At 49.3% G+C, this 14,665-nt stretch carries 16 protein-coding genes; 9 read left to right on the top strand and 7 right to left on the bottom strand.

Going from position 1 to position 14,665, the window contains the following annotated elements:
* The first annotated feature begins 74 nt into the window (after positions 1-74).
* From BM124_RS11035 to BM124_RS11000, 8 genes are all read left to right on the top strand, one after another.
* Positions 75-1,364, top strand: a complete 1,290-nt coding sequence (locus BM124_RS11035) for an ammonium transporter (RefSeq protein ID WP_093337574.1) — start codon at positions 75-77, stop codon at positions 1,362-1,364.
* A gap of 4 nt (positions 1,365-1,368) precedes the next feature.
* The gene (locus tag BM124_RS11030; RefSeq protein WP_093337573.1) at positions 1,369-2,397 is read left to right on the top strand and encodes a DUF294 nucleotidyltransferase-like domain-containing protein; all 1,029 of its coding nucleotides are present in this window, start codon (positions 1,369-1,371) and stop codon (positions 2,395-2,397) included.
* Complete coding sequence (locus BM124_RS11025) at positions 2,388-3,122, top strand: exonuclease domain-containing protein (RefSeq protein ID WP_093337572.1); 735 nt, start codon at positions 2,388-2,390, stop codon at positions 3,120-3,122. The genes BM124_RS11030 and BM124_RS11025 overlap by 10 nt, the downstream gene beginning before the upstream one ends.
* A 46-nt stretch (positions 3,123-3,168) precedes the next feature.
* Positions 3,169-3,492, top strand: a complete 324-nt coding sequence (locus tag BM124_RS11020; protein WP_093337571.1) for a MerR family transcriptional regulator — start codon at positions 3,169-3,171, stop codon at positions 3,490-3,492.
* Between the two features lie 96 nt (positions 3,493-3,588).
* A complete protein-coding gene (locus BM124_RS11015) occupies positions 3,589-3,774 on the top strand; it encodes a hypothetical protein (RefSeq protein WP_093337569.1) in 186 nt (61 codons plus the stop codon).
* A 142-nt stretch (positions 3,775-3,916) separates the two neighbouring features.
* Positions 3,917-4,228 carry a DUF5327 family protein gene (locus tag BM124_RS11010; protein ID WP_170841110.1) on the top strand — a complete coding sequence of 104 codons (312 nt, stop codon included), beginning with the start codon at positions 3,917-3,919 and terminating at the stop codon, positions 4,226-4,228.
* Between the two features lie 18 nt (positions 4,229-4,246).
* On the top strand, positions 4,247-4,618 hold the full coding sequence (locus BM124_RS11005) for a DUF423 domain-containing protein (protein ID WP_093337566.1): 372 nt from the start codon (positions 4,247-4,249) through the stop codon (positions 4,616-4,618).
* 471 nt (positions 4,619-5,089) lie between these two features.
* Entirely contained in the window at positions 5,090-5,455 is a 366-nt protein-coding gene (locus BM124_RS11000) for a hypothetical protein (protein WP_093337565.1), read from the top strand.
* 624 nt (positions 5,456-6,079) lie between these two features.
* Here BM124_RS11000 and BM124_RS10995 read toward each other — a convergent pair.
* From BM124_RS10995 to BM124_RS10960, 7 genes are all read right to left on the bottom strand, one after another.
* Complete coding sequence (locus BM124_RS10995) at positions 6,080-6,895, bottom strand: DUF368 domain-containing protein (protein ID WP_093337563.1); 816 nt, start codon at positions 6,893-6,895, stop codon at positions 6,080-6,082.
* A gap of 110 nt (positions 6,896-7,005) precedes the next feature.
* Entirely contained in the window at positions 7,006-7,332 is a 327-nt protein-coding gene (locus BM124_RS10990; protein WP_093337561.1) for a DUF3817 domain-containing protein, read from the bottom strand.
* A 271-nt stretch (positions 7,333-7,603) separates the two neighbouring features.
* The gene (locus BM124_RS10985) at positions 7,604-9,757 is read right to left on the bottom strand and encodes an ATP-dependent Clp protease ATP-binding subunit (protein ID WP_093337560.1); all 2,154 of its coding nucleotides are present in this window, start codon (positions 9,755-9,757) and stop codon (positions 7,604-7,606) included.
* A gap of 534 nt (positions 9,758-10,291) precedes the next feature.
* Positions 10,292-10,732, bottom strand: coding sequence for a spore coat protein GerQ (gerQ, locus tag BM124_RS10975; RefSeq protein ID WP_425288585.1), 441 nt, complete (start codon positions 10,730-10,732; stop codon positions 10,292-10,294).
* Between the two features lie 90 nt (positions 10,733-10,822).
* A complete protein-coding gene (locus BM124_RS10970; RefSeq protein WP_093337557.1) occupies positions 10,823-11,248 on the bottom strand; it encodes a cell wall hydrolase in 426 nt (141 codons plus the stop codon).
* A 345-nt stretch (positions 11,249-11,593) separates the two neighbouring features.
* Positions 11,594-12,343 carry a hydrogen peroxide-dependent heme synthase gene (gene hemQ / locus BM124_RS10965; RefSeq protein ID WP_093337555.1) on the bottom strand — a complete coding sequence of 250 codons (750 nt, stop codon included), beginning with the start codon at positions 12,341-12,343 and terminating at the stop codon, positions 11,594-11,596.
* Positions 12,344-12,447: 104 nt separating this feature from the next.
* Entirely contained in the window at positions 12,448-13,275 is an 828-nt protein-coding gene (locus tag BM124_RS10960) for an oxidoreductase (protein ID WP_093337553.1), read from the bottom strand.
* A gap of 382 nt (positions 13,276-13,657) precedes the next feature.
* On the opposite strand from BM124_RS10960, the gene pta reads away from it, so the two are divergent.
* A complete protein-coding gene (gene pta, locus BM124_RS10955; RefSeq protein ID WP_093337552.1) occupies positions 13,658-14,656 on the top strand; it encodes a phosphate acetyltransferase in 999 nt (332 codons plus the stop codon).
* The last annotated feature ends 9 nt before the right edge of the window (positions 14,657-14,665 follow it).

The following is a 14,665-nucleotide window of genomic DNA, read 5'->3' as shown; positions in this document are numbered from 1 at the left end:
GTGTAAAATGTGAAATAACGAAAGATGTTAACTAAGTTTACATCTTCAAAGAATATGAAAGGGGAGAACGTTTCATGGATCCTATGGTATTAATGGATAATCTCTGGATCATGGTCGCATTTATTCTAGTTATCTTTATGCAGGGTGGATTTATTATGCTGGAGGCCGGTTCCACCCGGATGAAAAACGCCGGACACATCGCCGGCAAAACTATTTTCACTCTCGGTATTGTATCCCTAGTATTCTGGGCTGTCGGTTATGGATTTATCTACGGGGACAGCGCCGGCGGAGTGATTGGTCTTTCGAACTTCTTCTATGGTGATTATGCCTTTGAAGGGGAGGGTCTTTCAAGCTCTGTAGATTTTATCTTTCAGCTGGCTTTTGCCGCCATCGCGCTGACCGTAGCATTCGGCGGTTTCGCCGAAAGAGCAAAGCTGTCCGTTTACGTTATCTTCGCTGTGTTGTTTTCAGCTTTCGTGTATCCGATTGTTGCTCACTGGGTTTGGGGGGCAGGCTGGATCGGTGCTCTTGGTAAGCAGGATTTCGCCGGTTCTACGGTGGTTCACCTGACCGGTGCGATGGGGGCTTTTGCTGCTACCATTCTTCTGAAACCGCGTATCGGTAAATACAACAAGGACGGTTCCCCGAATGAACTGGCCGGACATAACCAGGTCTTCACTGCTCTTGGCGTGCTACTCTTGTGGGTAGGCTGGTTCGGATTTAACGCGGGTAGTACATTCGGTGTGGCGGACGCCTTCTTCGGCTTTGTTGCTCTGAACACACAGCTTGCTGCTGCAGCCGGTGCCGTTGCCGCTCTTCTCATAGGATGGGCATCACTTGGAAAAGCAGATGTGCCGACCATGCTCAACGGTGCGCTTGCAGGACTTGTTGCCATCACCGCATCGTGTGCCTACGTTGAGCCATGGGCCGCAGTAGTGATTGGTATCATCGGTGGACTGCTTGTATTCTACAGCATGAAATTCTTCGAAAAGAAAGGCATTGATGACCCTATTTTCGCCCTTTCCGTACACGGTGCAGCCGGGGTATGGGGGACGCTTTCGACCGGTTTCTTTGCCACTCCTGAACTGGCGGAAATGAACGGCGGTCAGGCCGGCCTGTTCTACGGCGGCGGTTTAACCCAGCTCGGTGTCCAGTTCATCAGTGTGCTTGCCTGCGGGGTGTTCGCCTTTATTGCCTCCTACATTCTGCTTTTAATTACGAAAGGGCTGACAGGAGGACTACGCGTCTCGGAAGAAGAAGAAATCATGGGACTTGATATGAGTGAGCACGGTAGTTACGGTTATCCGGAAAACGTGAATCCGCAGATGAACACAGATTCAGCCAACCTTCATACAGGTGCGTGATAACATGACATCTTCATCGTTATATCCGGAAGGGGAAGCCCTTCCCCTTCCTTCTTTTCAAAGTTATGATGCCATTAAAAGAGCCCGCGATGAAGAAACAAAAACGTATGCAGAGGATTCATGGAAGTTAAACGAAGCCCATGACCGGTGGGTCCTTGAAACAACAGCTCTTGCCGTGAAGCAGGTGGAAAATGAGCGGGGGAGGGCCCCTGCTCATTTTGCGTTTTTTTTGATGGGAAGCGCCGGACGCAAAGAGCAGGGGGTATTCAGCGATCAGGATCATGGCATTGTATTTGAGGGCGGGGAAGAGGAAGACGGCCGGGACTATTTTCTCGCTCTGGGAGCAGAAATCCGGGAGGGAATGGCGGCCGTTGGTTATCCCAGATGCGAAGGAAAAGTCATGGCCTCCCATCCGCGCTGGTGCCACAGCCGGGAAGGATGGAAACAGCAGATTGAAGAGTGGGTGGAAACCGATACATGGAGCACATTCCGCCACTTGTTGACCTTCATTGATGCGAGACCCTTGTTTGGCAGAGCTGGACTGCTGACAGATGTCAAAAACCATGTATTCCGTCTCGTGGAAGAACAGCCGAAGCTGCTGCGCAGACTATCCCAGAATATTTCCTATCTGCACCAGGGTGTAAATGCGTTTGGGCAGCTTCTGCCGGATGAAAAGGGGCCGTACGCCGGTTCCATTCATCTGAAAGACGTCGGCTTCTTTCCGTACGTGCATGCGATGCGGCTGCTTGCCATCAAGGAAGGAATTCTCAAGACCCCGACGCTCGAGCGTATGCGCCGGACGGCGGAAATCTATCCGTTTGCCGCGGACAAAGAACGTCATTTCAACAATCTGCTGAAACTTCGTTCGGCTTTTGCAGCGCAGCAGCACACGTATGAAGATGTACATTACATTCCGGTTGACGCTTTGAACAGGGAGCAGAAACAGGAACTGAAAGCGGCCGTGAAAGAGGGGAAATCGCTCTTTCAGCATACGAAAAAGCTTGCAGAGTCAGGTGAGAACAAATGGTTATGAATAACATGTTCCAGTGGGTGCGGCAGGTATCCGGTAAACTCGGAGCTCCCGTCCCCGGGTCGATTGATCAGAACAGCCTGCAGCACCAGTCTTACATGAGGCAGCTGCAGAAAGATCTCAAGGCGAAACAGCCGCTCTTAGAACCGCTTCATACGCTTGATTTTACTGTGCTGGATTTGGAAACATCCGGGTTTTATCCGGATGGAGGGGATAAGATCCTCTCCATTGGAGCGGTAAAAGTACGAAAAGGAAAAGTGGAACACGAAGAAGCCTTTTACAGCACCATTTCCGAACCGGATGCCCTGTCTCCGGAAACGGCTGATCTGACGGGCCTGACAAAAGAAGAGCTGGCATCCTCCCCTCCGCTTGCCGACGTGCTGCAGCAGTTTTATTCTTTTATTCAAACCGATATTCTCGTTGCCCACCACGCGAAGCACGAGAAGAAATTTCTGCAGCACGCGACGTATCAGGCGAGCGGTATGCATTTCAGGCACCGGCTGTTGGACACGTCCTTTTTGTATCAGATTGCAGTGCCGGATCAGGTGTCCCAGGAACTTGATGTGTGCTGCGGCCACTACGGTATTCCGGTTCAACATCGTCACCATGCTCTGGCCGACGCGGTGCTCGCGGCCGAACTCTGGGTCTGCACGATGAAGGAAGCTGTTGAGCTTGGCTATGAGACGCTTCAGGATGTGTATGTGTATTTGAACAGGCAGACACGCTGATTGCAGGCTCCATCCATTTTTAGTTTGTGTAAAGGAGGAAAGCGGGGTGACAGAACAAATACCACCACGTACCGCCTGTTTTCCGATTAGTGTGGTACAGGAATTGACATCGTTAAGCGCCCGTCAGATCAGATACTACGAAGATCAAGGATTGATTGCGCCTAAACGCAACCATGGAAACCAGCGGATCTTTTCACTCGAGGATATTGACCGCTGCGCACGGATCAAGGAACTCATTGACCAGGGACTGAATACTGCAGGGGTAAAAACTGTACTTGATGTAAAAAAACAGCATGAGGAAGAAACATCCTCTCTCCGGAACCGGGATCTTAAGAAACTCCACCGGTATTATCTGGAGAGCGATGACTAGAAGATACTGGTTTTACAATCATCTTACAATGGTAGTGTGTTTCGTTTAACAGTCAGAACAGGCGGGAATACCTCCCGACAAATGGAGGTGTTAACAGTGGCATATATCATGGTGGATGATATGCAGATTCCCGCTGGAAAATATGAAACCGTAGAAGACGCAAAGCAGGCCGCGACTTCTAAAGATGTCATTGTCCGAGATAACGACGAAGAGATATGGGTGGTAGACGAGGAAAACTATCCGAAAATCGAATCACTGGGTTACACGAAAATAAATGAATAGGAAAAGCTTCTGATATGCAAACGCAAATAATCCTGAACCGGCGGGCGGACAGCCGGGTTCAGGATTATTTGCGTTTGCACCAGGGAAAAGACCTGCGGGCGTGCGCTGCTTTTTTTGTGTTACAATAGAGAGCACGATAGGAATGGACAGGGCAGGTGACACAGCAATGTATATCCCGGCGAAAACCGTGGTGGAAAAAATGGAAGAAGAAATGATGGCGCTCTCGGACCGGCTGGACCGTGAGGATGAAGATGCCGTGAAACATCACGCCAGAGTCATTAAAGCCTATTGCGATATTTTGACGGGAGAACAGGAACAGCCTGCCCAAAAGAACGCCGGCCGGACAGCTTCTGTGGCACCTTCGGCAGGCAGCGGAGCATCCCCCGCCCCGAAACCGTCATCTTCTCCGACAGAAGATGTCCCTTCAACAGAGGGAAACCTGTTGGATTTTTAAAAAAGGAAGGTGTCAGTGATGTGGAAGATGTTTGTGATTCTCGGCGCATTGAACGCCGCAGCCGCGGTAGGGTTCGGCGCATTCGGCGCGCACGGGCTGGAAGGAAAGCTGTCAGACCGTCTGATGGACGTGTATCAAACCGGCGTGCAGTACCATATCATGCATGCGCTCGGTCTTCTGGCCATAGGGCTGGTTGCCGCGTACGCTGGAGGCTCCGCGCTCATCATGTGGGCGGGATGGCTGCTTTTTGTGGGAATTCTCGTATTCTCCGGAAGCCTGTACACGATGGCGTTCACCGGAATCTCCTGGCTCGGCGCCATCACCCCGATCGGCGGCACCGCCTTTATCGCCGGCTGGATTCTTTTGATCGCGGCGGTATGGAAAGCATAAGAAGAAACGTAGACAAAGAAGACATCCATCCTAATAGAGCAGTTGCTCTGGGCAGGATGGATGTTTAATTTTTTCTTTCTTTCTTCCAAGAGTCGTGATCCTTTTCTACCCGCCGCATGTATTGTTTTGAGGTAATAAGAATAATATGGTACAGTAAAGATATAATAAAAGGAAGGAACAGCGATGAACTGTCCCTTCCTCGATATGATGCGAACGGCCCTTCAAAGAGGGCAACATCCATTTCAGGGTATATTAAAACCCCATCCTTTTTAGAGATGCCGCTCTAATTTAAGGATGGGGTTTTACTTTCTGTCTGATACAATGACAAGTTGATAATCAGACATAGCACCACCCCCTTCCTACTTTGGGAGTGGCTGCCCATCCTTAAAGGGAAATCCCGTTGCATCTACCAACTACTATACTATAAATCGGCCTCATATAGTTGGTGTGATTTTACTAAAATTAAGGTGATTGAATAGTGAAGAAGTTAGTATACGTTACTTTATCTGTTTTGCTTCTCTGTACCGCTTTGGGTATATTCAATATAAAGAAAAGCAGCAATATGAAACCTATATGAATCAAGACCTGATAGATGCAATAATCAATGTCTCCTCAGCCGCTTATTCAAATATAAGTAATTTGGAACGGGTTTTGTCGAGTGAAGAAATGGAGGTAGAACAATGGAAGACATTGAAGAGAGATTACAATCGTTTACTGAGACATCTTGGTAAAATAGAAAAAATTTCCATATGTTATCTAAATCGTCTTGAACAAACACAATATTCTTCTAATGAACCGAGTATCATAGCACTTGAATCCGTGGAATACCTTAACTGAACATTTGAAAATATAGACCATACTAGAAATCCAGATGCAGACGGGAATCCTAACCATGTTATAACCACTGATCAATTTTCAAACGAATATCGGGACACGATGGCAGCCCAAAACGACTGGGTAAATATGTTAAAGCAAGTGCAGCGTGACATGGAAGAGTACGAGGAAGAGTTTAATCAAAATGTACAAAAATGAGAAACGACGCGTTTTTTCTTTATCATGTTAATGGCCTCGCTTCAATACCTCCTGGAGTAAAAACATAAGGAACTGCTTGATAACCGGCGTAGAAGCATAGGAGACGTTCATGTGCAGCTGATAGGCATAAGAGACGAGTGCTGGCGTGAGAGAATGAATGACTCCGTGCTCACCGGTTGGAGCATTTTGACCGCCATAGTATGGAAAACATATTAAGAAGCGCAGACAATAAAGAAACCCATCCTAAAAGAGCAGCCACTCTAAGTAGGATGGGTTTCTATTTAAACCATTCTTTTTTAAGCCCTTCTTTAGAGGGATAGTTCGCATCTCGTTTAGGCGGGGCACTTCTTGTGTCTCTGCCATTATTTTATGCCAACTGTACTGAATGATGCAAGGTTCTGCGTATCAGTCGAAACACTTAATGTTACATTACCTGCGTTCCACTTTTCCGAGGATTGCGGCAATGACCAGCCCCACGGCGAAGGTGAAAAGGCTGACGAAAAACTGGACGAAGCCGGCTCCGAGACCGGGGAATATGACGAACAACGACCCAATCAAGAGGCCTGTCATAACAGCGTAGGTTCCTGCAGTGTGCCGTCGCAGCAGGTAGTGCAGGAGTTTACTCATGATCGCCAGGCCGACGACAATCCCTCCTCCGACTGCGAGCAGCACCGAAAACTGCAGTGAGCTTACCGCATGAATGACAGTGCCGTACACGCCGAGAAGCAGTAAAATAAAGGAACCGCTGATACCGGGGAGGATCATCGCCGTACTCGCGATCCAACCTGAGAAAAAGAAAAGGAGGTAATCGGAAGCGGACAGGGATTCCATGACCGCGCTCTCTTCTCCCTGGAAAAGACCGGATAAAATAACAAGTACCGCGGCAATGGCTGCAATCACATAATGACTGCCGCTGAATGCCCGTTTATAATCAGCCTCTCGGAGCAAAAGGGGAATGGTCCCGAGGATCAACCCCATAAACAGGAAAAATGTCGGCTGCGGGTAATTGCCCAAAAGCCAGTCCAGTACACTGCTTAAGCTGAAGATAGCGGCGCCGATCCCGATACCGAGCGGGATGAAGAAACCGAGCTGCTTTTTCCAGTGCCTGCTGAAAAGATTATTGATTGCGGCGATCAGCCGGTGATAAATGCCGAGCACGAGGGCGATGGTACCGCCGCTGACACCGGGAATGATATCGCTGATTCCCATAGCCAAGCCCCTGAAAATATTTTTCCATTCGAACATAACAAGTCTCCTTCGGTTCATGTTTTTCATTGATACGTATGTACAAGCGGCTTTTGCCATGCACACAAAAAGACGTCCCTGACAGTGGAAATGTTACAGGGACGCATGTTTTACAGGCCGATGGCGTTTCCCGGAGCTGTTCCGAGCTTTTCTTCTTTCTGCAGGCTGCGGTCAAATACAAACGGACCGAATGGAATGACGGACACCACCGCCGCAATCATAGCTCGTGGAACAGGCCAGCGCCGCTGAATCCAGACAAACAGCACCGCCAGCATGTATAAAATAAACAACCCTCCGTGGGCAGCCCCCACAATGGTCACCGCCATATCGATACCAAGACCGTATTTCAAAGGCATGGCCACAAACAACAGAATAATGAAGGACAGACCTTCCAGCATTCCTGCCGCGCGGAGCCTGCCTATTCCAGTTGAAAGCATATTTATCGTTCACCTCATCGCATGAAAGTGTTGTTTCCCATATCAGCATAGCATGGACGCTCATAGAGGACAATGGACGTTTTATGACGTTCAAGGCATTAATGTCGCAATTTTCGACAAATAAGTTATTTTTCATGGTTGTAAAACAGGCGCTTATTATAAGATGAAAGGGTGATATTATCAGAGAAAACAGAAACCATCACAAAAAAAGCCATGGACACGCACATCCCGCGGGACGTAAGCCCATGGCTTTTTCGTTGTTCTGTCTGACTTATGCTTTGACGACGGCGATGTCGTTGTCTTCGACGGTGACCTGGATGTTTTCGATATCTTCTTCTTCGAGCATCAAATCGGCGATGCCGTCTTCGATTTTTTCTTCAATGACGCGGCGGAGCGGTCTGGCGCCGAATGCCGGGTCATATCCTTCTTCTGCCAGCATCTCTTTGGCTTCTTGGGAGATGGTGACGTTGAGATTCTGGTCCTTGGCTGCGCTGACGATGTCTTCGAGCATCAGATCAACGATGGTGACAAGATCTTCTTTCTTCAGCTCTTCAAAGGACACGATGCTGTCAAACCGGTTCAGGAATTCAGGCTTGAAGTAGTCCGACAGGGATTCCATCAAGCGCGGTTCCACGGCATCCTGATTTCCGAAGCCGACGGTGACGTGTTTAACGTTGGAGCCGGCGTTGGATGTCATGATGAGCACGGTGTCTTTAAAGCTCACGGTGCGGCCCTGGCTGTCGGTCAGGCGGCCGTCTTCCATGATCTGCAGGAACATGTGCTGTACGTCGGGGTGCGCTTTTTCGATTTCGTCGAGCAGAATGATGCTGTACGGCTGACGGCGCACTTTTTCGGTCAATTGTCCTGCTTCATCATGTCCAACATATCCAGGCGGCGAACCGACGAGTTTGGACACAGAGTGTTTTTCCATGTACTCACTCATATCGAGACGAATCATCGCTTCACTGTCGCCGAACATTTCTCCTGCCAGAGACTTGGAGAGCTCGGTTTTACCGACTCCGGTCGGTCCGACAAACAGGAAGGAGCCGATCGGGCGTGTGCCTCTGCGCAGTCCGGCACGGTTACGCCGGATGGAGCGGGCGACTTTGCTGACTGCTTCGTCTTGTCCGATGACGCTTGCGCGGAGGCGTTCCGGCAGGTCTTTCATTTTCTGCTGTTCATCCCGCTGCAGACGGCGGACCGGAATGCCGGTTTTATTCTCGACAATCTGCTGGATCGTATCGACGTCTACGACCGCGTCACGATTGGAGATATCTCTCCCGCCTTCCGATTCTTCCAGCTGTTTCTGGAGCTTCGCTTCTTCGTCGCGGAGCTGGGCGGCCCGTTCATAGTCTTCCTGCTGGGTGGCTTTCTCCTTGTCCGCCGCAGCTTGTTCGATGCGGCTGCGAAGTTCCTGCTCGTCGTCTTCGCTGTGAATCAGGTTGATTTTCGAGCCGGCTTCATCCAGCAGGTCAATTGCTTTGTCCGGCAGGAAACGGTCCTGAATATAGCGGTTCGACAGGTTTACGCAGGCCTGCAGGGCATCTTCGGTATAGGAAACCTGATGATACTGTTCATAGTTGTTCTGCAGGCCTTCCAAAATGCTGATGGAGTCTTCCAGGGATGGTTCATTGACCATAACCGGCTGGAATCTGCGTTCAAGCGCGGCGTCTTTTTCGATTTTACGGTATTCATTCAGAGTCGTCGCACCGATGACCTGAATTTCACCGCGGGCAAGGGCCGGTTTCATGATGTTGCCTGCGTCGGATGACCCTTCCGCGGAACCGGCGCCGACAATCTGATGAACTTCGTCGATAAAGACGATGACGTTTTTACGTTCCTGCAGTTCTTTCAGGAGCTGCTTCATTTTTTCTTCAAACTGGCCGCGTACGCCGGTGTTGGCGACGAGGGAGGAGACATCAAGAAGATAGATGTCCTTGTTTTTCAGTTTGTTCGGAACGTCGCCTTCGGTAATCCGCAGCGCGAGTCCTTCAGCGATGGCTGTTTTACCGACACCCGCTTCCCCGATCAGAACAGGATTGTTCTTGTTGCGGCGGTTCAATGTTTCGATAACACGTTCCACCTCGGTTTCACGGCCGATGACCGGATCGATCATGCCGGCGCGGGCAGCGTCGGAAAGGTTCTTCCCAAGGTCATCCAGGAGACCGCCGTTTCCGCCGCCCTGCTGGGCCTGTCCGCCCTGTTCCTGAGCACCGTTCATCTGCTGCTGTCCTCCCATCATGTTCTGGAAGAACTGATCAAAAGCAGAGGATTGTCCGCCTCCGAAATTGGAAGGCTGTTTCATTTCATTGCGTACTTCGTGGTAGCATATATCGCATAAATTCATTTTCTGCTGATATCCGTTGATGTTCATATTCAACTCAATACGCGCGGGGCGCTGTTGGCAGTGTTCACATCTTCTCATGATTCGTTTCCTCCTTTATTTCTTTACGTTGTCTGGTCGTTGGTTATTTATCTTGGTTTGCATGATAACGCCTTGGTTATGGGATATCAAATGATTTGCTTTGACTTTGACTATCTTTGACCTTGCAAATCATATTGTACACTGACCATCTTTGACTTTCAAGAGGAAAGAACTGATTTTTTCAGGCTGGAAAATAAAACGTGCCGGCAGGCAATTTGTCATCCGGCCAAAAAGAGTGAGATGGACAGCGAAAACGTAAGTATAAACCGATCATAAGACCGTTTTGGAAGATGCATGGCCGGTCAAACGTAACATGGAACAGGTCATAACGACGTTTACAGAAAAAATGCGCATCTCAAACGTAAGTATGGGGGTACACGGTTATCGCAAGCGCCCGTCCCTCATAAAAGACGGAGTCCGGCAGCCGTTTCCCATTCTTTTTTCGAAAAAACAAGAAGGGCAGTGCATGTTAAACTCACGCACTGCCTGCATTCATATGTTATATATTACACATTCGGCAAAGGTTTAAACGTATCAGCGGTTAGCGTAGGGTTCGACCCCGTCATAGGGGTACTGGTAATTGATTTCTTCTTCAAAGACAACATAATCGAGATAAACCATTAAGAGGAGGTACCATCTTCCGGTGTCAGGGTCACTCAGCACAATGTGGTCGCGTCCCGCTTCTTCCAGAATGCCGCGGAACACCATTGACTGCCAATCTGGATTTCCTTCAAACGTCATATACACAGTGGCGCGTTTGCCGGTGTTCAGCCGCAGAATATTCTCAATGTAGGACTGTTCCATCGGCAGGCCGCCGCCATTTATTGTACCGCCGTTCATTCCACCGCCGTTCATTGTACCACCGTTCATTGTACCACCGTTCATTCCACCGCCGTTCATGTTCATGGCGCCGCCATTCATCATGCCGCCGTTCATCATACCGCTTCCGTTGTTATTCTGACGGTTCATTCCCATTTCCGGGCTGTATGGATACCACGCGCCGCTCTGCTGGGCCGGGTACCATGGATAATAATTGTACACAACACATCCTCCTTCAGATTAAAATTATCGATATACTTCGGGACAGTCCGAATAGATGGGGGAGAAAAAACAGTGGGCTTTGTACCGGCCGACGTTCGGCTGCCCGAACCATTCCGCCGGACAGGCTCCCGTCGGGCGGTAAAACCATAAAGAGTTCTGCGCCGGAGCAAACCGCTCTCCCTGAACGAGACGCCGGGCGAGCCGTACTTCCCGGTTTCTTGCACGCTGGTAGAAATAACTTCTCTGTACAGCTTCAAATCCACCCGGGGACTGGTAAACCATCTCTGGAATCGTCCGGATGTTGTTGAAGTCCAAACAGTTGGCATACACTCGGTTGACCATTACATTTCCGGCCAGAAGCATTCCAAGGTTTCCTTCTCCCTCCGCTTCCGCCCGCATCAAACGGGCCAGCATTTTGAGATCTTCGGTTGGAGCTTTGATGACAGCGATGCAATCACCCCGCTTCCTGCAGCAGTATCTACTCTACGATATGAAAGGAAAAGAGGAGTTATGTTAGAAAAAAGCCATTGAAAGAGAAAACCGGCAGCTGAGCAGCCCCGAAAGCTTCTACTCAGCTATCTAAGCACCAGAAATAACACTGCAGCTGCGACATGTATCCCTTAGATTGCATCTACCCGATACTCTTTGGGTTCCATCCGTTAAAAGTACATCCTACACGCGTCCTAAGCTTCTCTTTTTCATCCGACCTTCTCCAAAGTGGCTGTATGACAACGTCTGGAGCATAAAAAGAGCTGCCCCGTACAGCGGGACAGCTCGGATGGTATTGTCTTTTTTCTACATATCAAAGAAAAGCTGGGCCTGGTCCGTTTCCAGAAGGTTGCCGACATAAAAGGCACCGAATTTCCCGTAACGGGCGGACACTTCATCAAACCGCATTTCATAAATCAGTTTTTTGAACTGAAGCGCGTCGTGACCGAACAATGTCACGCCCCATTCCCAGTCATCCAGGCCGGTGGAGCCGGAAATAATCTGTTTAATCTCGCCCGCGTATTTCCGTCCGGTCTTTCCGTGGGCTTTCATTAATTCCACACGCTCATCAATCGGAAGGGAATACCAGTTATCGTCCCCTTCCCGTTTCTTATCCATTGGGTAAAAGCAGATATGGTTCCACTTCGGCAGGATCGGATAGACTCTTGCCCGCATATTCGGGTTATCAAGTGGATCACTGCCGTCTTTCGGCGGGGTGTAGTTCCCCTGTTCCACAACGGACACATACGAGTAGGTCTGTGTCGTGTAGTCGGCGATGCGCAGTTTGTTGAATTCCTGTTCAATGTGGTCCAGGTCATTCAGGGAGTCGCGCAGATTGACCATCATAAAGTCGGCTTTATGACCGACTACGGTATAAAGGGCGTAGCTGCCGTTTTCTTCTTCTTCCACAGCTTTCCAAGTATGGACCATGTCCACAAATTCCTGAACGATGTCCCGCCGTTCTTCCGCCGGCACGTTCCGCCAGGCCGCCCAGTCCATTTTACGGAGGTCATGAAGGCAGAACCAGCCGTCCAATGTTTGAGAAGGTTCACTCATTATGTATCACTCCTTTGAAAAGATATCCAGTACATCTACTATACCACGAATCAAACCGTACGAAAAAAATGAGCGATCCTGCAGAAGTTCTTACTATAAAACTGTCATGTTTCAGACAAAAACAAACGCTTCCAGCTGTCATTACCGGCATGGATGGAAATACCGTCGAAACCGTGTTCTTCCTGCATCCGGTAAGATGTGTCCGCCGATACACAACCGGTGGCTGCAATGACAGGAACAGATACACTTTTTTTGACGGCGGCAGCGGTCTGTACAATGTTCTGGAAGGATGATTCGGTGGAGTGGGAGTTGTCCGGCCCACGCCCGATATGAAACAGATCCACTCCGGACGCTTCCAGCTGTCCGGCCATCATCGCGAGTTCTTCCAAAGGGACGGCTTCCGTTACAGAAGGAAGGCGGAAGATAAGCGGGAATCCGGGTCCGGTATATTCCCGGACGTGTCTGCCCACTGCAAGAGGAAAGTGAAGCCGGCCTTTGCGGGAGCCTCCCCAGCTTCCGCTCCGGTTGTTTGTCTCACTGGACACAAAAGAGTGGATGACAGATTCTTTTATCCCTTCTATTTCCACACCGTCAAAACCAGCCTGTTCGGCATTCGCAGCCTGGTCGGCGAAAGACTGGACCATTCGATGGATGTCATGCAGGGCGGTTTCCCGGGAAGCAGAATAGAAATGATCTTTTTCGATTTCCAACTTCAAAAAAATGTAACCTCCCTCTTTATGAACACTTTGAATGACATGTTTCCATCGTTCGGAGGGAGAGGAATCAATATTTCCTGCAGCGAGATAACCGACAGGGAAGGGAGGGAGATGATTTCCACCAATGGATGTGCTGTTTTCCATCTCAATGATAATCCGGCTCGGCAGTGTAACATGCTGCAGGGGAAGAGGGTCCTGCAACCATTGTTTCTTCATGTTTTATCTTCCTTTCCTGTTAAAAGGTATACGTATGGTTTTAGTATGATACAGAGTGGAAGGATTCATTGTAGGTTTTTCGTAGGAATAAAAGAAGGACCATTTTTCCTCAAACCGGAATGTTTCACGTGAAACAGTGTCGCTGAAAAGGTGAAAACGCTTGATTTGCCGGGAGATGGAAACGCATACCGGTTAGAAAATTTCTATTTTTATTATTTTGTGCCTTACGGTTTATTTTTTCGAGGCACTGGAGTATGCTTGTGAATGAAAAATAAGTGACAAGTTTTCATGAAACATGTAGTTTGCCTGAAAACAGGTTATAATAAATGTAAAGCTTGGATGAACAGGAACACGGGAATGTGAGATAAAGGAGGAATCGGCTGTGAGCGATCTGTTTGAAATGGTGAAAAGCCAGGTAAAAGCTTCCTATCCTTCTATTGTATTTCCGGAAGGAGACGATGACCGCATCATTGAAGCCGCCGCCAAACTGGCAGAAGATAAAATGGTGCGTCCGGTTATCATCGGGAGCGAAGAAGACGTGCAGACAAAAGCGGAATCACTCGGCATTTCACTCGAAAATGCCTTGATATATGATCCATCTACCTATCAACACCTGGACCGCATGACGGAAGCCTTCGTGGAGCGGCGTAAAGGGAAAGAAACGGAAGAAACGGCAAAAGAAAAACTGCAGGATCCGAATTACTTCGGAACGATGCTTGTTTATATGGATGAAGCCGACGGACTGGTGAGCGGAGCGGCTCATTCCACCGGTGATACCGTTCGTCCGGCGCTGCAGATCATAAAGACAAAACCCGGCATTCAGAAAACGTCCGGCGTGTTTATCATGGTCAAAGATGAGAAAAAATTCGTGTTTGCCGACTGCGCGATTAATATTTCACCAAGTGCCGAAGAGCTTGCGGAGATAGCGGTGTCCACTGCCGAGACGGCTCAGACGTTTGATATAGATCCGAGAGTGGCAATGCTAAGCTTTTCGACGAAAGGGTCCGCCTCTTCCGCGGAAACCCATAAAGTATCTGAAGCGACAGCAAAAGCCCAGGACGACCGCCCGGATCTCATGATCGACGGAGAATTCCAGTTTGACGCAGCGTTTGTTCCGGCCGTGGCACAGACAAAAGCACCGGACTCCCCTCTGCAGGGAGAGGCAAACGTCTTTATTTTTCCAAGTCTGGAATCCGGCAACCTGGGGTATAAAATCGCCCAGCGTCTCGGCGGATACGAAGCAGTCGGCCCGATTCTTCAGGGGCTGAACAAACCGGTGAACGACCTGTCCCGAGGCTGCAGCGTCATGGATGTATACAACCTGGCGCTTCTCACCGGAATGCAGGCTATTACGGAAAAAAAAACACTGACTAAGGTGTAAAAGAGCAGC

The organism is Salibacterium halotolerans, assembly GCF_900115625.1.
In the GTDB taxonomy this organism is placed as follows: Bacteria; Bacillota; Bacilli; order Bacillales; family Marinococcaceae; genus Salibacterium; species Salibacterium halotolerans.
Note: the sequence above shows the minus strand (reverse complement) of the source record. Positions and strands in the feature narration are given on the sequence as shown.